A 23942-nucleotide genomic window follows, 5' to 3' on the forward strand; every position below is an offset into this window, starting at 1 on the left:
ACGATCCGGGGCCGGTGTCGCACGCCTCACATGCAGGTGAGGCCGCACTGCATGGTGGCCGCGTCGACGCACTCGGCGGTCCACTGCGCCCAGCAGGCGTCGAGCATGTCGGTGACGCAACCGAACACCTCGATGTCGTTGCATGCCTGGGCCTCGTGCGCGGTGCAGCAGTCGTTCATGCAATCGATGCCGCACGCGCTGGCCTCGGCGACGCAGTAGAGGTCCCAGTTGGTGTCGCAGCAGTACGGATCGCCGGCGCACACGCACGCGGCCACCCGCGCGTCGCCACAGCCCGCACCGAGCTCGGAACCCTCGCAGCAGGGCCCGTCGTTGGACGACGGTGGCCCACCGGTGTCGCCGCCGCCATCGCTGGCATCGCCGGCCGAGGCGGTGCCGGTGCTGTCGGCGACGCCGCCGTCGCTGCTCGCGTCGGCCATGCACGTGGCCTCGCAAGCGACGCTCGCACGATCGACGCACGCCGCGTCCCATCCGAATGCGCAGCACGCCGGGGCCTGGTCGCACACGCAGCTCTGCACGGCGGCCTCGTTGCACCCCGGCGCGTCGTGGACCTCGCAGCAGCCCTGCGGATCGTCGGGTGTGCCCGCACCGTCGCCGGTGACGTCGGTCGTGCCCGTCGAGCTGTCGATCGCGGTCGTGCCCTCGCCGGTGCTCGATGACGACGAGCCCGGCCCGCCGTCTGCGAACGTGGTGTCGCCGCCGGCGCTGCTGCTGTCGAACGAGCACGCGAACACGAGGGCCAGCAGCGCGGCGTACGGGCGTGGGGGGCAGATCGAGCTCGGCATGGGCCTTCGCGTCGGCGACCCGACCTGGAGTCGGTTGCGCCGGCGGGCACGCGGGTTCCCGCGAGGGCGCCAGGGGTGGTCGCCCACGCCGCTCACGGTGGGTGGCCGTCGACGCGCAGCTGATACAGGAAGTAGGGCGGCATGCACACGCCGTGGCCGTCGACGCGCGCGCAGATGTAGTCGTCGCGGCAGGCTCGCGCGCGATCGCACGCACGCATCGCCGCGGGGTGGGCGGTCTTTCGCATGCACGTCGCGAAGCCGCGGCCGCTCGCGAGGCAATCGTTGAACGGTCGCAGCTGCGGGATCGCGCCGCAGGCCTCGTCGTCACCGAGCGCGGTGCAGGTACGGGCGCAGCTCCCGGCGGGGAAGCCGACCGCGTTGCCGTTGCACACGCCATCCTGCTCACAGGTGCGCGCGCCGTCCTTGGGGTAGCGCATGCGATCGCGCAGCGGATCGGCCTGCGTCGACATGGTGCCGAGCTGACAGGGATCGCCGGCTTGGGCGGTCGCACCCAGGCAGGTGCCGAGCTCGGGATCGTCGACGGCGGTGCACACCAGGCCGCTCGCGCAGCGCAGCGCGGCGAACCCGGGATCGCCCAGGCCGCAGTGGGCCCCGTGGCCGCCGGCCATGGGATCGTGATCGGGCAGCGGCCGCGACTCGTCGACGCTCTCGCCGGCCGCGAGCGCGCGCAGGTAGGCCTCGCGTCGCGGCAGATCGCCCAGCAGGTGCGGCGAGCTTCCAACCGCGAGCGCGTCGACGCGGTCGGGATCGTCGGCGTCGTCGCCCAAGAGGTGGAAGCCGGCGATGCTGCGACTCTCGTGACAGCCGGCACAGGTGAGCGCATCGAGGCGTCGCAGCAGCGCGGCGGGCGTGCGGATGCTGGCGTGCTCGGCGAGCGGGAGCTCGGCCACGTCGCTGGCGCGTAGCAGCTGCGAGAACGGGCGGTTGCCGAGCCGCGCGAGGCCGCGGGGGGTGAACGAGCTGCTGCTGCGGGCGGCGAGCGACTCGGGCATCACGGCGATGCCGCGATCGATCGCGTCGAGCGTCGCGGGCTCGCGCAGCCACGCGAGCAGGCGCTCGCGCGCGGCCTTCGAGCCGCGCAGCTTGGCGACATCGGGGGTGTTCTCGAGCGGTGCCGGGATCATCTTGCGCTCGGCCCGATGGAACACCCGCAGCATGTAGCTGGCGTGGCCACCGAGGTCGGGGCGGATCGTGCCGGGCCAGCGCGAGGTCTGCACGTCGATCTCGATCGCCGCGAGCGCGTCGAGCCCCCGTCGTGCCGGTGCGAGCGGGCCATCGTCGCCGACCAGGTGCGTGGCCAGCTGCGCGGGGGTGCTGCGCTCGGGCACCAACCACCGCGTGGCGACGTCGCGGCAGCCGTGGCCGTCATCGCGCTGCCACAACACCACGTTGACCGTCATCGGCAGGCGCGAGCGCACCTCCTCACGGACCTGCACGGCGCGGTGCGCGAGCCGATAGATGAGTCGGGTCTCGCCGCAGTGGCGCGGATCGAAGGGGCGACGATCGACGCGGTTGACCACGCCGACCAGCTCGAACCACGCGTGCTCCGACGTGAGCCACCCGAGATCGAACAGCCGATGGGTGTGGCGCAGCCCCACGCCGGCGCGGGGATCGTCGGCCGCCAGCGCCGCGAGATCGCCGGCTAGCGCGTCGACGATCGAGCGGTAGTGGGCGTCCTTGGCCAGCGCAGCGTTGTCGCCGGCCTCACGCGCGAAGCCGACCTGCGCGAGCGACAGGCCCGAACGCGTCAGCGCGTCGAGCACGTCGGGCTCGGTGACCAGCACCAGCGCATCGCGTGGCGCGGGTGCGGGCGCTGGCGCAGCGGGGCCCGCGGCCGCGCGCCGCGTGTCGTCGGCCGTCGCAGCGACGGCATCGCTCGGGATCGCGGCCAGCGGCGCGGGCTCGGCCGTGCGTGGGCTCGGTTCGCAGCCGAGCGCCCACAGCAACGCGATCGCCCGGCGCCGCACCCCGCGAGCGTAGCAGCCCCGGCGATCAGCGGAACGGATCGATCGCCCGCGTCGCGTGCACGGCGTCGACTGCCATCGCCGCCATCGGCATGCCACCGCCCGGCATCGCGATCGTGGTCGCGACCGGTGGCGCAGCCACGGGCGCGGCGGTGAGCTCGAGCGGTGCCGGCTCCAGCGGCAGCTCGCGCGCGCCGGCGTCCGTGGCCCGCGGCGGCGCGTCGTCGAGCAGCACGATGCCGTCGTCGTCGTCGTCGAACGACTCGTCCGGCGCGGCGACGGCGTCGTCGTCCTGCAGCGGCGCACGGGCGCCCGCGAGCACCGGCTCGTCGAGGTGGGCCGGGCGCGCGACCGGGGTCTGGGTCGCCTCGTGGGGCCGGGTCATCGCGGCCTCGACGTTCGCGGCGGTGCGACCGCTCCACCAGGCGCCGCCGAACAACACGCACGTGATCGCGAGCCCACCGAGCACGCTGCCCGACCACCGACGGGGATCGAGCTTGCGCTCGACCAGCGTGGGCTGCACGAGGAACTCGCGCCGTGGTCCGGCCAGCCGTCGTCGCTTACGCGGGGTGCCGAAGGCATCGATGGCGTCGATGACCCCGCGCGGGGTCGCGGCGGCGAGCACCATCACGTCGCCGGCGGCGTCGGGATCGAGCGCGTCGCGCAAGCGCGAGCGAGCGTCGCGGTCGGTGCCCTCGGGCGCCCACACCACGCGCAGCACGTCGGCGCTGGCGGGCTGCTGCAGCAGCGTGCGCGCGTCGGCCCCGGTCGCCAGCGTGACCTCGTAGCCCCGGGTATGCAGGGCGTCGACGATGCAGCACGCGGCCGGTCGCAGCTCCTCGGCGCAGAACAGACGCACGCGCCGAATGCCCGCTCGCCAGGCGGCTTGCATGACGGTCGCAGCAATGACTCTCTGGGTGACAGGCCGTTGCGCCACGGCGGCCGAGGTTGGCCGATCACGATGGCGGCACCAAAAAAACCGCGCGGGCGCGCTGACCGGGCGAAGGCAAGTTTTCTGTTATGCTCCGCCGCCGGTCTAGGGGCGGCTCTGGGCGAGGGCTCTTCAAGGCCCCCCGAAGCCCCAGCGACGCGCAGTGCCCCACCATCTCCTTGGGCACGACCGCCGAGTTCACCCCCCACGGGACCCCACGATTTCCCTTCACACTCCCGAGACACATCGCACGTGGCACAGTCCGTCATCGTCGTCAACGCCGACGGCCCCGACAAGCGGGTCGCACTCATCGAAAATGGAATCCTCTCCGAGCTGTATCTCGAGCGCGAGCGCGCGCGTGGGACGGTGGGGAACGTCTACAAGGGCAAGGTCCTGCGCGTGCTCCCGGGCATGCAGGCCGCCTTCGTCGACATCGGCGAGGAGAAGGCCGCGTTCCTCTACGCCGGCGACATCGCGCGACCGAGCGACGGTCCGCCGACCGAGGGTGACGACGACGTCGGTGAGGGCGGGCTGCCGCAGCGCCGCGGCAAGGCGCCCGAGATCGCCACGTTGGTGCGCCCTGGCCAGGAGATCCTGGTCCAGGTCGTCAAGGACCCGATCTCCAACAAGGGCGCCCGCATCACCTCGTACATCTCGCTGCCGGGCCGCAACGTCGTGTTCATGCCGACGGTCAGCCACATCGGCATCTCGCGCCGCGTCGGCACCGACCGCGATCGTCGTCGCCTGCGACGCCTGGTCGAGCAGATGCGTCCGCCGGGCGCGGGCTTCATCGTCCGCACCGTCGCGGAGAATGCGACCAACGGGCAGGTCCGCGGCGACATGGACTACCTGCTCAAGCTGTGGGCCAACATCAAGGCCAACGAGCGCATCCATCGCGCGCCGGTGCTGCTGTACCGCGATCTCGATCTGGTGCTCCGCATCGTCCGCGACAACCTGAGCCCCGAGCTCGATCGCGTCATCACCGACGACCGCGCGCAGTTTGAGCGGCTGTCGCGGTTCGTGCAGGCGTTCATGCCCGACTACGCCGAGAAGATCTCGCTGTACGAGGGCCGCGAGCCGATCTTCGACGGCTACGGCATCGAGGCCGAGGTCGATCGCGCGCTCGAGCGGCAGGTCACCCTCAAGAGCGGCGGTACGCTGATCTTCGACCAAGGCGAGGCGCTCACCGCGATCGACGTCAACACCGGCAAGTTCGTCGGCGCCAAGGGCAAGACCCTCGAAGAGACCATCACCCAGACCAACCTCGAGGCCGCCGACGAGATCGCCGAGCAGCTGCGACTGCGCAACCTCGGTGGTCTCATCATCATCGACTTCATCGACATGGACCGCGAGTCCAACCGTCGCAAGGTCTACCGCAAGCTGCAGGACACGCTGCGGAAGGACCGTGCCAAGGCCCACATCACCAAGATCAGCGAGATGGGCCTGGTCGAGATGAGCCGCAAGCGCACGCGCGAGAGCCTGCAGCGCGTGCTCACCTCGCAGTGCTCGTACTGCAACGGCAAGGGCTACACCAAGAGCACCTCGACGGTCGCGTTCGAGATCCTGCGCCACATTCGGCGCGAAGCGGCGCACATCCCCGGCGATGCCATCATGGTCAACGCCAACCCCGAGGTCGCCGACCTCATGCGGGGGCCCGAGTCGGCTGCGGTCGACGAGACCGTGAAGCGAATCCAGCGCGCGATCGAGATCCATGCGCGCAAGGGCTTCCACGTCGAACATTTCGAGGTGAAGGGCAAGACCCCGGGCAAGGGCGGTCGCGGCAAGGACCACGACGAAGAGTGATCGCGTGGCCGACCGGGACGACGAGCAGGGTGATCGCCGACGCGCACAGCGGGTGCCGATCAATGCCGAGTTCGGCGCGCTGCCGGAGACCACCTACGTCAGCGATCTGTCCGAGCACGGCGTGTTCGTGCACACCTCGCGGGGGCTGCCGGTCGGCACCGCGGTGACGCTGCGCTTCACGGTCTTGCTCGACGACCCCGTGGTGCTCGAAGCCAGCGGCCGCGTCGTGCGGCGCTCGCACGCGCCCGCCGGTCTCGGCATTGCGTTCACCGAGCTGCGGCCGGAGATGGCGCTGCGCCTGCAGGACGTCATCACGCGCCAGCGCCCGCGCGACATCATCCGGCCGCTCGAGCCCGCGCCCGCCAAGGCCACCACGAGCGGTGCGTTCCGCCGGGTCGAGGCGCCGCCGGCCAGCGGCCAGACGCGGGTGACCAAGCCTCCCTTGGAGCCGCCCGGCGACACCAAGGTCGTCAGCGCGCCGGTCGCCAGCGGCGGCGCAGCGGCCGACTCGACCAAGGTCGTCACCGCGCCCATCGGTCCTGAACTCGGGCCTGAGCTCGGGCCCGACCCCGATTCCGATCAGGACGGCGCCGAGCCGACCAAGGTTGCGACCGCGCCGGCCGCGGACGCCGATCTGCCCAGGGTCGCCTCGCCCTACGACGAGGAGGCCTTCGAGGCCCACCAGACCCTGGTGAAGCTCGAGGCGGTCGACCTGGAAATCCTCGACGAGGACGACGACTTCGACCACGATGCAGGGGAGAGCGGCCCTCGGCGGCGCTAGACCATGAGCCTCGGCAAACGACTGCTCGACCTCGCGCGAGCCAACCTCACCGACTTCCGCCACGCGCTCAGCCGCGACGACGAGCGCGAGCTGCTCGACGCGGAGCACGAAGAGCGAGCCCGTGCGCGCGCCGCCGAAGAAGAGCGTGCCGCGAGCGAGGCCGCCGAAGGCGAGGACGCGGAGACCATCGGTGCGCGTGCGGGTCGCGGCGCTCGTCGCTTCAAGGACGCGGCCGAGGAGGCGTGGGAGCGCGCGTTCGAGGCCGCACGGGCCCGTGCCGGCGTGCGTGGTGGCCCGCCGAGCGATCCCGCCGGCGATCGCCGTCGTTGGTACCGCACGCTCGAGCTCGAGCCCGGCGCCGATCTCAAGGAAGTGCGCCGCGCCTATCGCCGCCTGATGAAGCAGTACCACCCCGATCGCTTCGCCAACGACCCCGAGAAGCTGAAGGTCGCCACCGAGGTCACGCGCAAGCTGACCGAGGCCTACAACGGTCTCGTGCAGCTGCTGGGTGGCTGACGCGCACGGAATCGCCTCGAGATGGCCACCTCCAAGTCCTCCGGGTCCAAGTCCCCGGCGTCGCGGGCCGCCCGCATCAAGACCGTGCGCTCGATGGCCTCGCGCGCCGATCGCCACCTCCTGTACGAGCGCTCGGTGCAGGACCCCGAGGGCGACACCCGCGTGCTCGCGCGGCTGTTCCGACGCCTGAAGAACCGCGTGCCCCAGCACCTGCGCGAGGACTTCTGTGGCACTGCCACGCTGTCGGCCCACTGGGTCCGCGACCACGACGATCGAACGGCGACCGGCGTCGATCTCGACGCCGAGACGCTGGCGTGGGGCCGCGCGCATCACCTGCGCGGGGTCGAGTCGCAGGTCGATCTGCTCGAGCGCAACGTGCTCGACGGCGGCGGGCGCAAGGCCGACATCAGCTGCGCGCTCAACTTCAGCTACTGCGTGTTCAAGACCCGCGACGCGCTGCGGCGCTACTTCGAGGTCGCCCGCTCGACGCTCGCCGACGACGGCATCTTCGTGATCGACTGCTTCGGTGGTTGGGGTGCGTTCCGGCCCGAACGCGAGCGTCGCAAGGTCGAGGACTTCTACTACGAGTGGGAGCGCGCGCACTTCGATCCGCTCACGAACGAGGTGCTGTGCCACATCCACTTCTCGTTCCTCGATGGCTCACGCATCGAACGCGCCTTCACCTACGACTGGCGCTGGTGGAGCGTGCAAGAGCTTCGCGAGCTGTTGTTCGAGGCCGGCTTCAAGGCCGTGCATGCGCTGTGGGAACGCACCGATGACGACGGCGAGGGCACAGGTGCCTACTACGAACCTCGCCGCGTGGAGAACCAGGAGCTGTGGTGGACGTACGTCGTAGCGGAAAGATGAGCACGGGCGCGAGCCCGAGCGGGCGCAAGACGAAGGCCAAGGCCAAGGCCAAGGCCAAGACCAAGACCAAGAAGCCGACCCAGGCCGAGCGCGCCGATCGCCACGTGCTGTACCAGAGCTCGGTGCAGGTGCCCGAGGGTGACATCGCGATCTTCGAGCAGATCTTCCGCTCGCTCGGGCGGCGCAAGCCGCTGACGATGCGCGAGGACTTCTGCGGCACCGCGTACCTCTCGACCACGTGGGTCAAGAGCGATCCCAAGCGGCGCGCGGTCGGCATCGACCTGGACGAGCCCACGCTCGAGTGGGGACGCCAGCACAACCTCTCGACGCTCACGCCCGCGCAGCGCAAGCGCATCACCCTGCACCAGGCCGACGTGCTCGACGGCGTCGGTGAGAAGACCGAGTTCACCTGCGCGCTGAACTTCAGCTACCAGGTGTTCAAGACCCGCGAGCTGCTACGCCGCTACTTCGAGCGGGTGCGCGACTGCCTGACCGACGACGGCGTGTTCATCACCGAGCTCTACGGCGGCACCGAGGCGGTCATCGAGCTCGAGGACGAGCGGCAGTGCAAGGGCTTCGTGTACGTGTGGGAGCAGGCCTCGTACAACCCGATCACCCACGACACGCTGTGTCACATCCACTATCGCTTCCCCGATCGCTCGCGTCTGAAGCAGGCCTTCACCTACGACTGGCGCCTGTGGACGATCCCCGAGCTGCGCGAGCTGCTGCAGGAAGCCGGCTTCCGCGAGGTGCAGGTGTGGTGGGAGGGCGTCGACGAGGACGGTGAGGGTTCGGGCGACTACCAGCCGACCGAGTGCGAAGAGAACCAGGAGTCCTGGTTGGTCTACATCGTCGCGATCAAGTGACGCCGGCGCCAGCGAGGCGAGAAGAGAAGGGGAGTCCGGCCGCGCCACCACGAGGTCGTGTGAGTACCTCCTGGTGACCTCGGGCAGCGGGGCCGGGCTCGGGATGCGCCTCGTTCGTTCCGTAGGGGCGCCAGTCTGGAAGTCAGGCTTCGAGGGTGACGTAGATGCGGGTCTCGGCGTGTTCGACGTGGTCGAGCTCGACCACGTACGTACCGCTCTGCGTGAAGGCCGTGCTCGGCGGGTCGGCGAGGAATTCGAGCGCTTGGGTGGTGTGGGGCGCCAGCGCGAGCTGCGGCTCGATCGCCGCGCGACCGAGTGCGACGACCTTGCCGGATGCCAGCTCGCGGACGCACCAGGTCGCCACGCGGCGACCCTCCAGTAGCATGGGTCGATCCGTGGGGTTGTGGATGTGCAGCGTGATCGGCAGTAGCACCGCGGGCCAGCGCCGCTCGTGATCGGCCAGCTCGCCCTGCACGAACATGTCGGGCGCGAAGATGGTGAGCACCGCGCCGCTGGTGGTCGCGCGCATGTTCACGGCGCGGTGACCCCCACGATGTGTTGAACCGACTGCGTGGCGATGCCGGTGGCCGCCAGCACTGCTGCGCCGCCGCTCGTGAGTCGCAGCAGCCAGGTCGAGCCCGGCGTCACGCCGTGCCACTGCAGCTCGAACAGCAGCGACGCGAGGCTCTCGACGGCGATCGAGCCGCGCCAGGTTCCGGCTGCGGCGCAAGGCTCGAGGGTCGCGCGCTCGCTGGGGCAGCTGTGGACGATCCGTCGCATGCGCCGGGCATCGGCGAAGAACGCCAGCTGCGGCGTCGCGTGGCGTGGCCCTGGCGCCGGCGGGCTCACGCGGACCTCGATGTCGAGCGCCGGCATCGTTGCCTGCACTCAGCACATTCGGTGCCAGCTCCGGGCCGGGGCGCCTCGCAGCGAGGTCCCGGTCACGTGGTGGCCGAGCTGTCCGCCGGACTGGCCTCTCGACAGGACAGTCGGCGATGACGCTGTCCTTCGCCCAGGACGGGGGCGTCCGCCGGGCCGTCAGCCGCCGCGCGAGAGGTCGTAGCGGCGGATCAGTGCGTTGAGGTGCGATCGTGAGATGCCCAGCTCGCGTGCCGTCTGCGACACGTTCCAGTCGCGCTGCGCCAGCGCGTGGGCGACGTAGGTGCGCTGGAACGCGTCGACGGCAGACGCGAGGGTGGTGGGCTCGCCCGCCGTGGCCGAGGTCGCGTGGGGGAAGAGGTGGTGCGGCTCGATCTCGAGATTGCGATCCATCCACGCCTCGACCGCCGCGTTCTCGCAGGCGGCTGCGAGCTGCCGGACCCCGCCCGGCCAGGGGGCATGTTGGGCGGCCGCGAGGGCCGCATCGGCGAGGGTCATCGACGGCATCGAGTTGCGCCGCGCCGCCTCGGCCACGAAGTGGCGCGCGAGCATGGCGATGTCCTCGCGGCGCTCGTCGAGCGCGGGCATGCGGATCTCGACCCCACGCAGGCGGTAGTACAGATCCTCGCGGAAGCGACCGGCGCGGATCTCCTCGGGGAGCTCACGGTTGGTGGCCGCGACGAAGCGGACGTCGGCCTGCCTCGCCTTGCCGTCGCCGAGCTGGTAGTAGGCCTTCGACTGCGTGACCTGCAGGAGCTTGGCCTGGAGGTCGGGCTTGAGCTCGCCGATCTCGTCGAGGAAGAGCGTGCCGTGCTCGGCGGCCGCGAGCTTGCCTTCGACGCCGCGCTGGGCCACGGCCGAGTGCGCGCCGCGGGCGGCCCCGAACAGCTCGCTCTCGAACAGCGACTCGGTGAGCGTGGCGCAGTTGAGCTCGACGAACGGTCCGGCTGCGCGCGCGCTGTTGTCGTGGATGATGCGGGCGAGCATCGACTTGCCGGTGCCGGTGGGGCCGGTCAGCAGCACGCTGGTCTCGAGCGTCGCGATGCGGGCGGCCCGGTCGAGCACCTCGGCGACCTTGGTGCTGCGCCCGATGAAGCCCGATGACGCGAAGCGCTGCCGCACGTCGAGGGTGGCGTCCTCGCGCTGCCGCAGCCGCGCGACCTCGAGGATCCGCGAGGCCAACGTGCTCACGAACCCTGCGGTCGCCTCGACGCACGCGACCGCGTCGGGTGCGAACGGACCGCCCACGGGGTTGTCGTGCAGGTAGATGACGCCGGTGATGCCGTGGGCGACCAGCGGCACGCACAGCACCGCATCGATGGCACCGTCGCGCACGCTGATGCGGCTGGCGAAGCGCTCGTCGAGCATCGCCGAGGGGGTGTGGATCGTGCTGCCCTGCTCGATCGCCGCCGCGATCACGCCGCGCGAGACCTGCTCGCGCACGCGTGCGGTGTCACCTTCGGCGAGCCCCGTCGACGATGACCACCGCGTCTGCGCGGGATCGTCGGCGTCGATGATCTCGATGTAGCCCGACCGCGCGCCGGTGAACGCTCGCAGCGACTCGAGCGCGGCCTCGACCAGCGGCGCCGGATCGTCGGCGCCCGCCATCGCGAGGCACGCGAGGTAGACGTCGCGCTCGCTGGCCGACGCTGGGACCGGTGCCTGTCCTTGCACGCGAACATCGTATCAAGGGGTTGGGCGCCGGTGCGGACACATCGCGGCCGAACGGACACTCGTCCGGCCAGCGCGTTGGCCAATTGGTCTGTGATTCACGCACGTGGGCGTGGCGCGGCACGACCGCTGCACTCTTCGCAATCCACGGATGTGGCTTCAAAGGGTCAGTAGCGCCTCGATCTGCGCATCTTTGGGGATCGCCGCCTGCGTCGGAGGCGGCGATGTCGGCGACGATGCCTTGCTCGATGCTGCGCAGCGCGGCGTCGAGATCCTGACGCCGCCGTATCACCGTCGAGGAGCGGCACTCGGTGGCTACGCAGCGATCCACTGGCGCGCCGCTCGAGGCGACGCCGATGGCGATGGGCTCGACGACGTCGCGATCGCGGCCGGCGGTGACCTCTACCCGCAGAACCTCTTGCTGCTGCCGGGCTGCGTCACCCCAGACGGCGCCGCATCCCTGCGCGGCCTCACCGATGGGGGCGGCGGCGCGACGCAGCCGGGTACGTGGAGTTCGCCGCAGTTCGGGTTCTTCACGCAGGTGCAGCTCGCCGACGTCGACGACGCGCCCGGGCTCGAGCTGGTCGCATCGTCGCTGGATGCGTGGCTGCCATCGGTGCCGACCGCGGTGGAGCACCCGACCGGGGGCCTCTTCGCGCTGCGCGTCGACGAGCCGCTGGGTAGCAGCGCCTGCGATCGCGCGGCGCAGCGACGGCGGCTGGTGCCGGCCACTCGCACGTTGCTGGGCGACGCGCAGGTCATCGACTTCCAGCTCGCCGATCTCGACGACGACGGTCGTCTCGATCTCGTGGCGGCGATGGCGGCCTACCGGCCCTCGACGACCACCGGCGCACAGCTGCGCGACACCGCGGCGGCGGCCGCCGACGCGTTGCGTGTGCACTGGACTGCTTTGCCCGCGGGCACGGCTGCGCAGGCCGTCGTGGGCGTCTTCCTCGATCGCCCGAACGGCCGTGGCGGTCGCACGTGGCGGCCGTGGTCGGCGCTGCGCGCGAGTGTGACCGAGGGCGGCGGCGACCCAGGGCTGGTGGGCATGCCCAGCCGTGTGGCCATCGCCGATCTCGATCTCGATGGCACGCTCGATGTGGTCGCCGCCTTCGGCGGTCACTCACTGGCGTTCGTGGCCGGTCCGTTCGCGGCACGCAGCGCCGACCTCGAGCAGGTGTGCGAGGCCATGGCGCCGCTCGATCGCGCGGCCGGGCGTCGACTGGTGTGCGTCGACCTCGAAGGGCAGATGATCTCCGATCTCGACGTCGCCCACGTCCGCGACGCCCAGGGTGACCGCGCGCGCACGGTCGCGGTGGTCGTGAGCGCGGCGTGGTGCGATCCGTCGCAGCAGCACACGCCGTCCGGCTGTCGTGCGCCGTCGCGGGTCGCCGCGTGGTGGCCCGGCGTGGGGGAGATGCAGGTGCTGCACGAGGCCGAGCACGGTCTGCACACCGCGGTGGCGCTGTGGCAGCGCGACGACGGCGGCTGCGGTCGCACCGAGGTCGCGTTCGGCACCGCCGTCGTGCCCGTGCCGGGCACGTCGCCGTCGGGCGCTGCGACGCTTCACACCGTCACGCTGCCGCCGTTGCGGCAGGCTGCGACGCCTGCGGTGGCCGTGCTCGCCCACGACGCCACGCCGAGCATGCCGATCGACCTGCTCGCGCTGCCCACGGGCGCGTCGATCGTGCACGGCCTGCTCGTCCCCGCGAGCGCGCCCCGTCGCGTGGCACTGCCGGGCGGCGGTGCCCTGGCACCCCTGCGCGTGATCGAGGCCACCACCACCACGGTCGGCTGCGAGCGGTGGCCGACGACGTCCGCGGGTGGGGCCCGCACGATCGCGCGGTGCACCGACGCCACGGCCCGTGGCGCTCGCGCGCAGCGACCGTGCTGGTGGTTCGACGCTGCCGCGCGCTCGTTGGTGCTGCCGCCCTCGGCGATCGACCTGCGTGTCGAGTACCGCGCATGGCTGCAGCCCGACGTGCTCGTGGTCGACGCCGCGCCGCGCCAGCCGCTCGAGATCCTGACCGCCAATCCGGCGACCGCAACCCCAACCCCACACGAGGAGCACGATCACCATGGCATGGACCCCGAAGAGTGAACCCCAGCACCGACTCACACCGCGCGTCTACGACGGCGACCGACCACTGCACGGACCCCTGCGCGTCGGTGCCACGTATGCGATCGCGACGCCGTGGCAACCCGAGATGTCTGGGGCGATCGATTTCGTCGTTCTCGACGACGGTGGCTACGATCCCGCCGCCGGTCGAGCTGCGCTCTTGCGGCTCGGCGTCACCGGTGGCGAGGCCGGCCTGCGGTGCGCCTTCACGGTCACGCCCGACATGGCCGCGGCGGCGACGATCCGCCTCGGCTTCGTGTCGCGCGGACTCGGTGCCGCGGGCTTCTGCAGCGTGCCGATGGAGGTGCAATGACGGCGGCACTCTCACTCCACGACGCCGCCGCGGTGCTCGCCGAACCGGCGTGCATCGCCGGGCTGGAGACGCTGTCGGCGCTGCCCGAGCAGCGCGTGCGCGCCTGGGACGAGGTCATCGTCGAGCGCTGGCTGCCGACCGCGGCGGCGCGCTGGGACATCATGGGCGCGATCGCGTCGCCGACGACGCTGGCCTCGCGGCTGCCCTCGCTCGGCACGGCCGCGCTGGCGCGCGCGTGGCTAGCATCGGAGCAGCTGGCGGCGTCGCTGCTGTGGTTCGAGTGGGACGTGCACCGCCTGGGCTCGGCCGCCGCCGATCCGCTGTGCAGCGTGTGCCTCTGTGACGCGGTCCTCGCCGACGCTGCGCTGCGCCGTCCGTCGCCCGACCCGCAGGCGCAGGCGCAGGCGCGAGCGCGAACGCTACGGGCGTGCGATCGCGAAGCCGCGATCGCGACGCTCGAGCGGCTGGTTGCGCAGCTGGCTGACGACGGTGAGCTGCTGCACATCGCCGATCTGTCGGCGCGGGGACGCGCGGCCACGCGGCTGTGCTTCTTCGTGCGCGCCGATCAGATCCTGCCGTGGCTGCGCCGCTGCGGCTGGCGGGGGCCTGCGTCGCGTCTGGGGCCGGTGTTGTTCGCGGCGTGCAGCCCTTTCGAGCGCACGGCGGTGCAGCTCGAGATCGATCCGAGCGGGGCGCTGGCCGACTATGTCGGCATCGAGTCGCTCGAGTGGTGCACGGCGGTACCCCACGGCCAGGTCGCCGCGTGGCACCGCGCGTGGCTGCAGCTCGGCATCGAGGCCCCGCTGCCACTGCTCGCGCGCTGGGCTTCGTGGGCGGGTGCGGGCTGCACGGTCGGGCCCGAGCGCGTCGACTGCGACGGGTTCATGTTCCTCAAGACCGCGTTCGACGGCGAGTCGTGGCAGGGCAAGGCCTACCTCGGCGTGCGGCCCAGCGGATAGAAGCGCTGCGCGTATGCCAGCGGCTGCGTGACGCCGCGGGCGATCAACGCGGCGCTCGCGGAGGCGCCGTCGTCGAGCTGCACCCGCAGCGCGGCGGCGGCGGCGTGGAGCAGGGCGCCATCGAGCGCGCTCGCGGCCCCGAGCACCGCGGCCTCGCCGGCACCCGCGAGCACCGCCTCGATCCACGTCGCGATGGCGATCGCGTGCGGTCGCGCGAAGGCTCGCAGACGCACGGCGATGCGCGTCAGCTGTTCGCGGTGGGCATCGACGCCGGCCAGCAGCAGCAGGCGCGCGTGCATCTCGAGGTTCTCGATCGCGACGATCGGCGCCCGATTGCCGCCCGAGCGCGAGAAGTCGCGCTGCACGCCGCGCCACGCGGCGGTCGCCGCGTCGAGGTCGTCGCGCCACAGCTGCGCCATGGCCTCGAGGATCGCGGCCCAGAACGACTGCACCGTGAAGCCGCCTTGCGTCCAGTGATCACGCAGCCACGCCGCCGTCGCCCGTGCAGTGGCTGGCGTCCCGCGTGCGAGGTCGGCGAATGCGACGAACTGCGAGTACACCGTGAGCCCCAGACGATCGCCGCGGACACCCGCCGCGCGCGCGAGCGCCTGCGCCTGCGGATGCAGCTGCACGAAGTCGCCGCGCTTCCACGACACCCACAGGCGCGACTGCTCGGCGGTCACGCGCTCCCAGTGGTTCTCGCGTCCGGGCAGCAGCGCCGCGAGGGCCGCCTCGAGCTCGGTCACGGCGTCGGTCCATTGACCGAGATCCACCAGCTTGATGCCGCGCCACAGCATCGCGTGGGCCGCGAGGTCGGCGTCGCCGAGGTGCCCAGCGAGCTCGGAGGCCTGCGCGAGGTAGCGCTCGCCGCGGGTACGCAGCGGCCCGAGGTGATGCAGCACGCCGCCGCCGATGAACGCCAGCAGGGTCGCGGTCATCCGGGGGTCACGATCGCGGATCGCAGTCGACAGCGCGCGCAGGGCGTAGTCGAGCGACTCGATCGGCGCCGTATAGGCGAGCCCGCGCGCCAGTGTCCACGCCGTCGCGGCGCGCTCGCTGTGACGCGGTGTCCATGCCCGCAGCGTCGGCGAACTCGGGGCGCGCAGCCACAGCACCCGCCGCAGCAGTGACAGGCCCGCGCGCAGGGTGGAGCGCCGGCCCGGTAGCCCGAAGCGTCGCAGCAGCGGATGCAGCGTGTCGCGGCCGTCGTCGATGTCGCCGGCGACCATCATCGCGTCGGCCGCCCGCAGCAGCGCGCCGTCGCGAGGCTCGCCGTCGAGCGTGTCGGCGTGCTTCAGGTGCGCCTGCGCGGCCTCGGCGGGGCGACCGGCCGCGTACCACGCCAGTGCCTCGCGACGCACGAGCTCTGCGAGCGGCCCCGCAGCGTCGTCGGCGAGCTCGCGTGCGCGGCGATACCACGCCCCCGCCGCATCGAACGCGAGCGCGGCCTCGGCGTCGGCGGCAGCGGCCCGTGCGAGCTGCTCGGCCTGCGCGCGGCGTCCGAGCGCGAGCGCGTGGGGGAACTGCTCGTGGGGCGGCGCCGCGGTGTGCACGAGGGCGTCGAGCAGCGAGCTGCGTGCGAGCTCGCGTGCGGGCTCGTCGAGTGCCTGCAGGACGTGGGTGCGGATCAGCTCGTGGAACACCTGCACGCGCGCGGATGCGTGCGCGGTGGTCTGCAGCCAGCCGCCGGCCCGCAGGCGCGCGAGCGCGGGATCCTCGGGATGCTGCCGACGGCACGCGACGCACAGCGCGACCTCGGTCATCGGCGCGCCCGCCACGGCGGCGATCTCGATGGCGCGTCGATCCGCCGACGGCAGCGCGGCCAGGTTCTTCGACAACACCCGGGCGATGGCCTCGTCCGCGGACCCGCCGTGACGCCATGCGTCGGCCGCGAGATCGCCGGTGGCGGCCAGCAACTCGGCCACGAAGGGCGAGCCCGCTGCGACCTCGGCGATGGCCTCCACCGCCGCGTCGGCGAGGCCGTCGCTGCACGAGCGCACCAGCTCGCGCAGTGCTTCGCGATCGAGCGGTGCGAGCGGCAGGCGGTGGACCGGCACGTCCGTACCTGCGCGGGCGAAGAGCTCCGCCCCCAGCGCGTCGACGGCCGCGTCGTCGCGCGCGGCGGTCACGACGGCAAAGGCTTGCCGCGGTGCGGCGGTGAGCAGCGCGACCAGCAGCGCGCTGCCGTCGGCGTCGATCCACTGCAGGTCGTCGATCAGCACCAGCGTTCCGGGGGCCAGTCGCTCGAGCACCGCCTGCGCGAGCGCCTGGTCGCGACGCTCGCGGCGGCTGGCGAGGGTGTCGTCGTCGTCGCCTTCGGTCGCCGGCAGCGGCGGACGCTCGACGCCCTCGAGTAGCTCCTCGAGGCCCTTGAACTGGGTGCGCTCGTGCTCGTAGCAGCGCCCGCGCAGCACCTCGACGCCGCGCGCGGCTGCGTCGTCGTGCACGCGATCCATGAAGCGGGTCTTGCCGACGCCCGGCGGCCCGCACAGCGCGACCAGCCGCGGTCCATCGAGGCCATCGATCGCGGCCGCGACTGCGTCGAGCTCGCGCGAGCGGCCGCACAACGCAGGTGCGCGACGACGGACGATCGGCACCGTGCCACGCAGTGACTCGCACAGCGCCCGCGCGCTCGGCCGCTCGCGGGGATCGGCCGACAGCAACGCGGCGCACATCCGATGCAGTGGCCCCGCGCGCCGGCGCAGCGACGGCGAGGGTGACCATGCGCTGCGTGGCGGCTCGCCGACCAGCAGCTCGTGCAACATCGCGCCGATGGCGTAGCAGTCCGCCGCCGCGGTCGCGCGTTCGCCCGCGAGCAGCTCGGGCGCGCTGTAGTGGAGCGTCCCGCGCTCGCCCGCGGTCGCCGCCAGTGCACCCGCCGGCGGCCGCGTGACCCAGCGCGAGAAGCCGAAGTCGAGCAACGTGACCTCGGCGTCGGCGCCCACCAGCACGTTGCTCGGCTTGAGATCGAGGTGCAGTACGCCGGCGTCGTGCAGCGCGGCGACCGTCGAGCTCAACGCGACGACGACCTGTGCGATCCACTGCTCACGCGCGTCACCGTCGTCGCGGGGCCAGGCGGCGGCCGCGACGTCGAGCGGCTCGCCACGGACGCGGGGCAGCGCGACGTACCATCGCCCCTCCCAGCTGCCGAGCTCGCTCGGCGTCACGAGGCCCGGGATGGGCAGGTTCCACAGCGTCCGTGCCTCGTGCTTGAGCTCGCGGACCGCGGCCGCACCCGCGTCGTGCAACAGCTTCAGCGCAAAGCGCCGGCCGTCATCGCGGCGTACCGCGTCGAACACCTCGCCGAAGGCGCCGCGCCCCAGGACCTCGCCGAGCTCGAAGGGGCCGAGCCGGCGATCGATGCCCGCATCCTGCATGCGTGCTCGCGATGGTACGCGAGCTTGCTCGCGCGCTCTAGCACGCGGCGCCGCAGTCGATCGCCTCGCCCACGCAGGTGTCGTCCCACTCGGTCGAGCAGCAGTAGTCGTCGAAGCTGCACACGCAGCTCTCGATCGTCGCGTCGCTGCAGCCGATGCCGATGCCGGCCGTGCAGCAGTCGCTGCCGCCCCCGCCACCGACGCATGGCGCTCCGCAGTCGGCGGCCTCGCCGACGCAGACGTCATCCCACTCGGTCGAGCAGCAGTAGTCGTCGAGGCCGCACACGCAGGCCTCGGTCACCGCGTCGGTACAGCCCGGTGACAGCGAGACCGTGCAGCACGCATCGTCGGCGCCGGTCGGGTCGACGCCGGTCGGATCGACGCCGGTCGGGTCGCCGCTGCTGCTGCCGGGATCGATGGTCGGATCATTGGTGGGGTCGACCGTGGGGTCGACCGTGGGGTCGACCGTGGGATCGCCCGAGCTGCTGTCGCCGCCGCTGCCGCTCGCCGGCTTCGCGGTGTCCGGCCCGTCGTCGGTCGAGCCCGAGCTGCCCTCGCTGGAGCTGCCGTCGCTCGGGCCGCTGGCGGCGGTCGTCGCCGATCCGTTGTACGGCCCCAGCGGCGAGAACACGCCGTCTTCGATGTCGCGGCTGCACGCGGTCGCCAAGCCGACGATGATGAGCCCCAGAGTCTCGATTCGAACGCTGCGCCGCACGGTACACCCCTCGAAAATCCGCGGCAGCATACGCGCGATGCAAGCCCCCGTGGGCGACGATCGTACGCCGGTCGATGGCGCAATCGTCCGTACGTGCACGGCGGCGGCGGTCGTGTTCGCGCTCGCGCTCGCGCTCGGCTTGCGAGCGTCGCGGGACCGGACCGTCCGTCGCCCCCGCAGCAAACCCCCGCAGGAGCGGCGGGGTCTCAGTCGTCGTCGCGCTCGGCCAGCGCAGCCGCTGCGGCCTCGTCGTCGAGCGACGCGACGAGATCGTAAGGCCCACTGCGCGTCACGATGGCGTCGACGATCTCGCCCGCCGCACCGGTGCCGTCGGTGAGCAGCACCTTGCCGTCGATGCCGGGGGCCTGGCCCTCGTGGCGGCCGTCGAGCAGCAGCTCGCTCTCTTCGCTCAGGCCGTCGATCATCACGCGCATCCGGGTGCCGACCAGCGCCGCGTGCTTGCGCGTGCGGATCTCGGCCTGCAGTGCCATCAGCTCCTCGGCGCGCTCGGTGGCCCGCTTCGAGGTCACGCGCGCCGGCAACATCGCCGACGACGTGCCCTCCTCGCGCGACCACGGGAACACGCCGAGGTGATCGATCTGGCCCTCCGCCACGAAGTCGCGCAGGCGCGCGTAGGCCTGCTCGGTCTCGCCGGGATGACCGACCAGCATCGTCGTCCGCAGCCACACGTGTGCGCCGCCGACCTTGGCTGGATCGCGCAGCGCCTCGACCAGCTCGCGCACGCGTCGCTCGCCGTAGCCCCGGCGCATGCGCTTGAGCACCTCGTCGTCGATGTGTTGCAGCGGCACGTCGAGGTACGTCGCGACCTTGGGCGCGTGGGCGATGCGAGCGACGAGGCCCTCGGTGACCGCGGTCGGGTACGCGTAGTGCAGGCGGATCCACACCAAGTCGTCGATTCGAACCAGCGCGTCGAGCAACGTCTCGAGGTCGGTGGCCGGCGACAGATCCTTGCCGTACGTGGTGAGGTCCTGCGCGACCAGGCAGACCTCGCGGGTGCCCGCGGCGACCAGGTTCGCGACCTCTTCGACGATCGAGAACACCGTGCGCGAGCGCTGTGGCCCGCGCAGCTTGGGGATGATGCAGAAGCCGCACGGGCGATCGCAGCCCTCGGCGATCTTCACATAGGCGGTGTGTCGCGCCCCGCTCAGCTGCCGCGGCGTCTGGTGATCGTAGATGTACGCGCGCTTCGACAGCGGCGACACGCCCATGCGCGCCGCGCCGCCCTCGAGCACGCGCGAGAGCCCCAGCATGTCGGCCGAGCCGAGGAAGTGATCGACCTCGGGCAGCTCCTTCGCGAGCTCGGTGGGATAGCGCTGGCTCAGGCAGCCGGTCACGACCAGCTGCTGACCGCCGCTGCGCTTGACCGACGCGAGCTCGAGGATGGTGTCGATCGATTCCTGCTTCGCCGCCTCGATGAAGCCGCAGGTGTTGACGACCAGGGTGTCGGCCAGCGAAGGATCGTCGACGACGACGTGGCCGCCGTCGCGCACGAGCCCGAGCATGACCTCGGTGTCGACTTGGTTCTTCGGACAGCCGAGCGACACGAAGTAGACCTTGCGGAGGGGCGCGCTCATGGCGGGTGCCGGGTTGTGGCACGCCCGCAGCAGCGTGCCCAGCCTGCGCTCGCCTCGCCGTGGGCATGGGGGCCGGTCGCGGGCCAACCCGTGGTGTTCCTCACGCGTCGGGCTGCGAATTCGCCCCCTCGATCGCCCCCGAAGTCGCGATCCGGGCCCGCCCAAGGCTTGATCTGTCCGCGAACCGTCGCTTAGTCTCGCGGCCCCTTCGAGAGAGTTGAACAGACCGACATGGCCGTGAAGATCAGGCTTGCCCGCGCAGGCGCCAAGAAGCGCCCCTACTACCGCATCGTCGCGACGCACGCCGACTCGCCGCGCGACGGTCGCTTTCTCGAGCGGCTCGGCACCTACGACCCGTCGGCGAATCCGTCGAAGGTCGAGGTCAATCGCCCGCGGCTCGACTACTGGCTCGGCGTCGGCGCGCTCCCCTCGGAGACCGTCGCGCGGCTGATCAAGTCGTTGCCGGCGGCCACCTAGGCCGCGCGCGCGAGGCGATTCGCGCATCCACAGCACGACGCGCCGCGAGGGCCCGCCACCACCGATGCGGTGGGGTGGCTTTGCCGTCCGCGCCGGGCTGTGGGATGCTTTACGTCCGAGGCTCTTCCTCCCGCTCTCTTCGCACCCTCTCGGAGCCCCTCATGGCGTCGATTTCTCTCAAGGAACTCATCGAGTTCATCGCGCGATCGTTGGTCGACAAGCCCGAGGAGGTCGAGGTCTCCGAGATCTCCGGCGAGCAGACGGTCGTGCTCGAGCTCCGCGTGGCCAAGGAAGACCTGGGCAAGGTCATCGGCAAGCAGGGCCGCACGGTCAAGGCCATGCGCGCCATACTGAGCGCCGCGTCCTCGAAGGTCCGCAAGCGGGCCGAGCTCGAGATTCTCGAATGATTCAAGCAGCCTGAGCCGCAAGGACGGGGCGCGAGCCGGACCTGCGGTAGCGTGCGCGCCGCCGCGTCGAGCCCGAGGTCGCGTCGCGGGACGAGCAGCAAGATGGTCGCGCGCGAGAGGTTCGAGATCGGCATCGTCATCGGTGCGCACGGCATCCGCGGTGCGCTGCGGGTGCGCACGCACGACCCCGACACCGTCGCGCTCACGAAGGGGCGTCGTGTCGTGCTCAAGCACGGCGACGACGAACAGCTGGTGTTGCTGCGACAGGTCGCGGCGGTGGGTGGTCGCGCGGGTGCGTGGCGCATCGAGATCGATGGCGTCGACGATCGCGACGCTGCGCTCGCGCTGGTCGGACGCACGATCGAGATCGATCGCGCCGCGCTGCCGCCGGTCGCCGCCGACGAGTTCTATCTCGCCGACGCGATGGGCCTGCCGGTGCGACGCCGTCGCGACGACGTGATCGACGAGCTCGGCACGGTGGTCGCGATCACCACCAACGGTGCGCAGGATCTGTTCGAGATTCGCTACCGTCACGACGGTCGCACGCGCACCTGGCTGTTGCCGGTGTTGCCCGGCTTCGTGCTCGACGTGACCCCCGACGGGGTGTGGGTCGATCCGCCGCTCGGGATGGTGCCCGACGAGCTCGATCCGTTGGCGACGGCCGAACCGGAGTGAACGCGCCCGTGGACGCGCCGCGCACCAGCTTCGAGGTCTTCACGCTGTTCCCGGACGCGGTGCGGGCGTTCGCGGCCGCCGGGCTGCTGGGCCGCGCGATCGAGCGCGGGCTGGTGGCGGTGCACACCACCGACTATCGCGAGTTCACCAGCGATCGCCACCGCACCGTCGACGACGCGCCGTTCGGCGGTGGCGCGGGCATGGTCATCAAGCCCGAGCCGGTGGTCGCCGCGCTCGAGCAGGTCGCGGCGACGCGCGGGCCGATGCACCGCATCCTGCTGACGCCGTCGGCACCGCGCTTCGATCAACGCGTGGCCGAGCGGTTGGTGCAGCTGCCTCGCATCGCCCTGCTGTGCGGTCGCTACGAGGGCATCGACGACCGCGTGCGCGAGCACTACGTCGACGAGTGCCTGTCGCTCGGCGACTTCGTGCTCGGGGGTGGTGAGGTCGCCGCGCTCGCGATCATCGAGGCGGTCTCGCGGCTGGCCGAGGGCGTGCTGGGCAACCCCGAGTCGGCCGCGCGCGACAGCTTCGCGACCGGCTCCCACGGCGCGCTGCTCGAGTTCCCGCAGTACACCCGGCCCGCGGTCTTCCGCGGACACGCGGTCCCCGAGGTGCTGCAGGGGGGCGATCACGCCGCGATCGCGGCGTGGCGGTTGGCGGCGTCGCTGCAGCGCACCTGGTCGCTGCGGCCCGATCTCCGCGCGGCCTCGACGTGGCCGCGCGCGCTGCCGCTGTCGGTCGCGGTCGACCATGGGGCGATCGATCACGCCGCGGCGTGGGCGGAGCTCGTGCGCCGCACCGGCCTCGAGGCGCTCATCGTGCTCGGGGCCGACGCCGAGCAGGTCGTCGCGTGGACGCGGGCCAGCGGCGGACGGGTGCCGATCGCCGGCTTCCACGACCTCCGGGCGCTGCGACGCCGGCATCGCAGCCGCGGGCCCGGGGCCATCCCGTGGATCGTCGCCCTGGGCGACGCCGGCGAGCGGCGACCGGCCGCGCTGCACGACCGCCTGACCACCTGTGCAGGCACGCGCAGCGCCGCCGTGCTGCTGGCGCCGGGCGTCGATGCGGCCGCGATTGCCGAGGCCGACGCCGTCTTCGACCCCGCGCCCGGCCCGCAGGTGGGTCGTGCGTCGGGACACGATCAATCGCTTGCGCCCGGCGAGATGATCGTCGACCCTTCGCGTCCCGCCGCCCTGGCGCAGGTCGAGCTCGCGCTCGATCGCCTCCACGGGCGAGCCTAGTCGACTTCCGCCCACCGACGAACGGTGGGCTTCCGGTGAACGCCATGAGCAACAGCTGCCCCACCATCGAGGCCATCGAACGTAGCTACCGCCGCGCGGACCTTCCCGCGTTTCGCAGCGGTGACACCGTGCGCGTGCACGCGCTGATCTCCGAGGGCGGCAAGGAGCGCGTGCAGATCTTCGAAGGTGTCTGCATCCACCGCAAGAAGGGCGGCGGACGCGGCTCGTTCACGGTTCGCAAGGTGTCGCACGGCGTCGGTGTCGAGCGCGTGTGGCCGGAGAACTCGCCCCGCGTGGTGAAGGTCGAGCTGGTCTCGCGCGGCCGAGTGCGTCGCGCCAAGCTCTACTACCTGCGCGATCTCAAGGGCAACGCGGCCCGCATCAAGGAGCGCCTGGGCGACTACGCGGCGCTGCTCTCCGGCTCGCCGACGCAGGTCACCGAGGGCGACGTGGCGCAGGCCAGCCCGAGCGACGACGCGGCCGCCGACTGACGGCGCGTACGCCCGAGGCCCTTGCGCGTGCGCGACGACGACGAGCTCTCGACGCGCGCGCGCGGCTTCGCGGTCGAGGCCCGTGTCGCCGTCCATCTCGGTGCGCGGGGGCTCGCGGTGCTCGCCACCAACGTCACGATCGCCGGCGCCGAGCTCGACCTCGTGGCGCGGTGCGAGGAGCCCGAGCCGACCATCGTGTTCGTCGAGGTCCGCAGCCGGCGGGACGCCGACCGTGGCCACGCCGTCGAGACCATCGACGCCGAGAAGCGACGCCGCATCGTGCGGGGCGCGACCGCGTGGTTGGTCGCCCACGACCTGTGGGAGCGCGTCGCGGTGCGCTTCGATGTCGTCACCGTGATGGACCCGGGCGGCGCGGGCGAGTGCATCGAGTGGTGGGTCGCCGCGTTCGAGGGCCGGTAGAGCCCACCACGGAAAAGGCCGTCGGGGTTGCCCACCGACGGCCTT

At 72.1% G+C, this 23942-nt stretch carries 23 protein-coding genes; 14 read left to right on the top strand and 9 right to left on the bottom strand.

The features are described 5' to 3' along the window. Positions 1 to 26: 26 nt before the first annotated feature. From IPH07_38010 to IPH07_38020, 3 genes are all read right to left on the bottom strand, one after another. Entirely contained in the window at positions 27 to 803 is a 777-nt protein-coding gene (locus tag IPH07_38010) for a hypothetical protein (GenBank protein ID MBK6923247.1), read from the bottom strand. Between the two features lie 92 nt (positions 804 to 895). Further along, a complete protein-coding gene (locus tag IPH07_38015; GenBank protein ID MBK6923248.1) occupies positions 896 to 2791 on the bottom strand; it encodes a hypothetical protein in 1896 nt (631 codons plus the stop codon). A 25-nt stretch (positions 2792 to 2816) separates the two neighbouring features. Then, the gene (locus IPH07_38020; GenBank protein ID MBK6923249.1) at positions 2817 to 3647 is read right to left on the bottom strand and encodes a hypothetical protein; all 831 of its coding nucleotides are present in this window, start codon (positions 3645 to 3647) and stop codon (positions 2817 to 2819) included. A 102-nt stretch (positions 3648 to 3749) separates the two neighbouring features. Here IPH07_38020 and IPH07_38025 point away from each other — a divergent pair, with 102 nt between their 5' ends. From IPH07_38025 to IPH07_38045, 5 genes are read left to right on the top strand one after another with little or no spacing between them, the layout of a single operon-like run. Further along, positions 3750 to 5522, top strand: coding sequence for an Rne/Rng family ribonuclease (locus IPH07_38025; GenBank protein ID MBK6923250.1), 1773 nt, complete (start codon positions 3750 to 3752; stop codon positions 5520 to 5522). Positions 5523 to 5526: 4 nt separating this feature from the next. Beyond that, positions 5527 to 6303: a PilZ domain-containing protein gene (locus IPH07_38030; protein MBK6923251.1), complete on the top strand. Its 777-nt coding sequence runs from the start codon at positions 5527 to 5529 to the stop codon at positions 6301 to 6303. A gap of 3 nt (positions 6304 to 6306) precedes the next feature. Further along, positions 6307 to 6819 carry a J domain-containing protein gene (locus IPH07_38035; protein MBK6923252.1) on the top strand — a complete coding sequence of 171 codons (513 nt, stop codon included), beginning with the start codon at positions 6307 to 6309 and terminating at the stop codon, positions 6817 to 6819. Between the two features lie 21 nt (positions 6820 to 6840). Next, on the top strand, positions 6841 to 7686 hold the full coding sequence (locus tag IPH07_38040; protein ID MBK6923253.1) for a class I SAM-dependent methyltransferase: 846 nt from the start codon (positions 6841 to 6843) through the stop codon (positions 7684 to 7686). Then, positions 7683 to 8552 carry a class I SAM-dependent methyltransferase gene (locus IPH07_38045; GenBank protein ID MBK6923254.1) on the top strand — a complete coding sequence of 290 codons (870 nt, stop codon included), beginning with the start codon at positions 7683 to 7685 and terminating at the stop codon, positions 8550 to 8552. The genes IPH07_38040 and IPH07_38045 overlap by 4 nt, the downstream gene beginning before the upstream one ends. A 142-nt stretch (positions 8553 to 8694) precedes the next feature. Here IPH07_38045 and IPH07_38050 read toward each other — a convergent pair whose 3' ends face one another. The 3 genes from IPH07_38050 to IPH07_38060 form a co-directional block, all read right to left on the bottom strand. Beyond that, positions 8695 to 9087, bottom strand: coding sequence for a hypothetical protein (locus tag IPH07_38050; protein MBK6923255.1), 393 nt, complete (start codon positions 9085 to 9087; stop codon positions 8695 to 8697). Continuing rightward, a complete protein-coding gene (locus IPH07_38055; protein ID MBK6923256.1) occupies positions 9084 to 9428 on the bottom strand; it encodes a hypothetical protein in 345 nt (114 codons plus the stop codon). The genes IPH07_38050 and IPH07_38055 overlap by 4 nt, the downstream gene beginning before the upstream one ends. A 162-nt stretch (positions 9429 to 9590) precedes the next feature. Next, entirely contained in the window at positions 9591 to 11105 is a 1515-nt protein-coding gene (locus IPH07_38060) for a sigma-54-dependent Fis family transcriptional regulator (protein ID MBK6923257.1), read from the bottom strand. Between the two features lie 238 nt (positions 11106 to 11343). Between IPH07_38060 and IPH07_38065 the strand changes: the two genes are divergently transcribed. From IPH07_38065 to IPH07_38075, 3 genes are read left to right on the top strand one after another with little or no spacing between them, the layout of a single operon-like run. Then, positions 11344 to 13206 (top strand): hypothetical protein, encoded by a 1863-nt coding sequence (locus IPH07_38065; protein MBK6923258.1) that lies wholly within the window; start codon positions 11344 to 11346, stop codon positions 13204 to 13206. Then, positions 13184 to 13537 carry a hypothetical protein gene (locus tag IPH07_38070; protein ID MBK6923259.1) on the top strand — a complete coding sequence of 118 codons (354 nt, stop codon included), beginning with the start codon at positions 13184 to 13186 and terminating at the stop codon, positions 13535 to 13537. The genes IPH07_38065 and IPH07_38070 overlap by 23 nt, the downstream gene beginning before the upstream one ends. Next, on the top strand, positions 13534 to 14496 hold the full coding sequence (locus IPH07_38075; protein MBK6923260.1) for a hypothetical protein: 963 nt from the start codon (positions 13534 to 13536) through the stop codon (positions 14494 to 14496). Before IPH07_38070 ends, IPH07_38075 begins: the two co-directional genes overlap by 4 nt. Here IPH07_38075 and IPH07_38080 read toward each other — a convergent pair. From IPH07_38080 to rimO, 3 genes are all read right to left on the bottom strand, one after another. Beyond that, the gene (locus IPH07_38080) at positions 14469 to 17873 is read right to left on the bottom strand and encodes an AAA family ATPase (protein ID MBK6923261.1); all 3405 of its coding nucleotides are present in this window, start codon (positions 17871 to 17873) and stop codon (positions 14469 to 14471) included. The genes IPH07_38075 and IPH07_38080 overlap by 28 nt on opposite strands. A gap of 37 nt (positions 17874 to 17910) precedes the next feature. Beyond that, a complete protein-coding gene (locus IPH07_38085) occupies positions 17911 to 18540 on the bottom strand; it encodes a hypothetical protein (GenBank protein MBK6923262.1) in 630 nt (209 codons plus the stop codon). A gap of 254 nt (positions 18541 to 18794) precedes the next feature. Beyond that, positions 18795 to 20183 (bottom strand): 30S ribosomal protein S12 methylthiotransferase RimO, encoded by a 1389-nt coding sequence (gene rimO / locus IPH07_38090; GenBank protein ID MBK6923263.1) that lies wholly within the window; start codon positions 20181 to 20183, stop codon positions 18795 to 18797. A 231-nt stretch (positions 20184 to 20414) separates the two neighbouring features. Between rimO and rpsP the strand changes: the two genes are divergently transcribed. From rpsP to IPH07_38120, 6 genes are all read left to right on the top strand, one after another. Further along, positions 20415 to 20660 (top strand): 30S ribosomal protein S16, encoded by a 246-nt coding sequence (rpsP, locus tag IPH07_38095; GenBank protein MBK6923264.1) that lies wholly within the window; start codon positions 20415 to 20417, stop codon positions 20658 to 20660. Between the two features lie 161 nt (positions 20661 to 20821). Further along, entirely contained in the window at positions 20822 to 21067 is a 246-nt protein-coding gene (locus IPH07_38100; protein MBK6923265.1) for a KH domain-containing protein, read from the top strand. A gap of 102 nt (positions 21068 to 21169) precedes the next feature. Further along, entirely contained in the window at positions 21170 to 21742 is a 573-nt protein-coding gene (gene rimM / locus IPH07_38105) for a 16S rRNA processing protein RimM (GenBank protein MBK6923266.1), read from the top strand. An 8-nt stretch (positions 21743 to 21750) separates the two neighbouring features. Further along, entirely contained in the window at positions 21751 to 22986 is a 1236-nt protein-coding gene (gene trmD / locus IPH07_38110) for a tRNA (guanosine(37)-N1)-methyltransferase TrmD (protein ID MBK6923267.1), read from the top strand. Positions 22987 to 23030: 44 nt separating this feature from the next. After that, a complete protein-coding gene (gene rplS, locus IPH07_38115) occupies positions 23031 to 23477 on the top strand; it encodes a 50S ribosomal protein L19 (GenBank protein MBK6923268.1) in 447 nt (148 codons plus the stop codon). Positions 23478 to 23504: 27 nt separating this feature from the next. Continuing rightward, on the top strand, positions 23505 to 23897 hold the full coding sequence (locus IPH07_38120) for a YraN family protein (protein MBK6923269.1): 393 nt from the start codon (positions 23505 to 23507) through the stop codon (positions 23895 to 23897). Positions 23898 to 23942 lie beyond the last annotated feature (45 nt).

Source organism: Deltaproteobacteria bacterium (genome assembly GCA_016709225.1).
GTDB lineage: Bacteria > Myxococcota_A > Polyangia > Nannocystales > Nannocystaceae > Xiheibacterium > Xiheibacterium phototrophicum.

Excerpts from the sequence above, each read along its gene's own strand:
- IPH07_38010 (MBK6923247.1), bottom strand. The coding sequence starts at position 803 with ATGCCGAGCTCGATCTGCCCCCCACGCCCGTACGCCGCGCTGCTGGCC.
- IPH07_38025 (MBK6923250.1), top strand. The coding sequence starts at position 3,750 with ATGGCGGCACCAAAAAAACCGCGCGGGCGCGCTGACCGGGCGAAGGCA.
- IPH07_38035 (MBK6923252.1), top strand. The coding sequence starts at position 6,307 with ATGAGCCTCGGCAAACGACTGCTCGACCTCGCGCGAGCCAACCTCACC.
- IPH07_38040 (MBK6923253.1), top strand. The coding sequence starts at position 6,841 with ATGGCCACCTCCAAGTCCTCCGGGTCCAAGTCCCCGGCGTCGCGGGCC.
- IPH07_38045 (MBK6923254.1), top strand. The coding sequence starts at position 7,683 with ATGAGCACGGGCGCGAGCCCGAGCGGGCGCAAGACGAAGGCCAAGGCC.
- IPH07_38055 (MBK6923256.1), bottom strand. The coding sequence starts at position 9,428 with ATGCCGGCGCTCGACATCGAGGTCCGCGTGAGCCCGCCGGCGCCAGGG.
- IPH07_38070 (MBK6923259.1), top strand. The coding sequence starts at position 13,184 with ATGGCATGGACCCCGAAGAGTGAACCCCAGCACCGACTCACACCGCGC.
- IPH07_38075 (MBK6923260.1), top strand. The coding sequence starts at position 13,534 with ATGACGGCGGCACTCTCACTCCACGACGCCGCCGCGGTGCTCGCCGAA.
- IPH07_38080 (MBK6923261.1), bottom strand. The coding sequence starts at position 17,873 with ATGCAGGATGCGGGCATCGATCGCCGGCTCGGCCCCTTCGAGCTCGGC.
- rimO (MBK6923263.1), bottom strand. The coding sequence starts at position 20,183 with ATGAGCGCGCCCCTCCGCAAGGTCTACTTCGTGTCGCTCGGCTGTCCG.
- rpsP (MBK6923264.1), top strand. The coding sequence starts at position 20,415 with ATGGCCGTGAAGATCAGGCTTGCCCGCGCAGGCGCCAAGAAGCGCCCC.
- IPH07_38100 (MBK6923265.1), top strand. The coding sequence starts at position 20,822 with ATGGCGTCGATTTCTCTCAAGGAACTCATCGAGTTCATCGCGCGATCG.
- rimM (MBK6923266.1), top strand. The coding sequence starts at position 21,170 with ATGGTCGCGCGCGAGAGGTTCGAGATCGGCATCGTCATCGGTGCGCAC.
- rplS (MBK6923268.1), top strand. The coding sequence starts at position 23,031 with ATGAGCAACAGCTGCCCCACCATCGAGGCCATCGAACGTAGCTACCGC.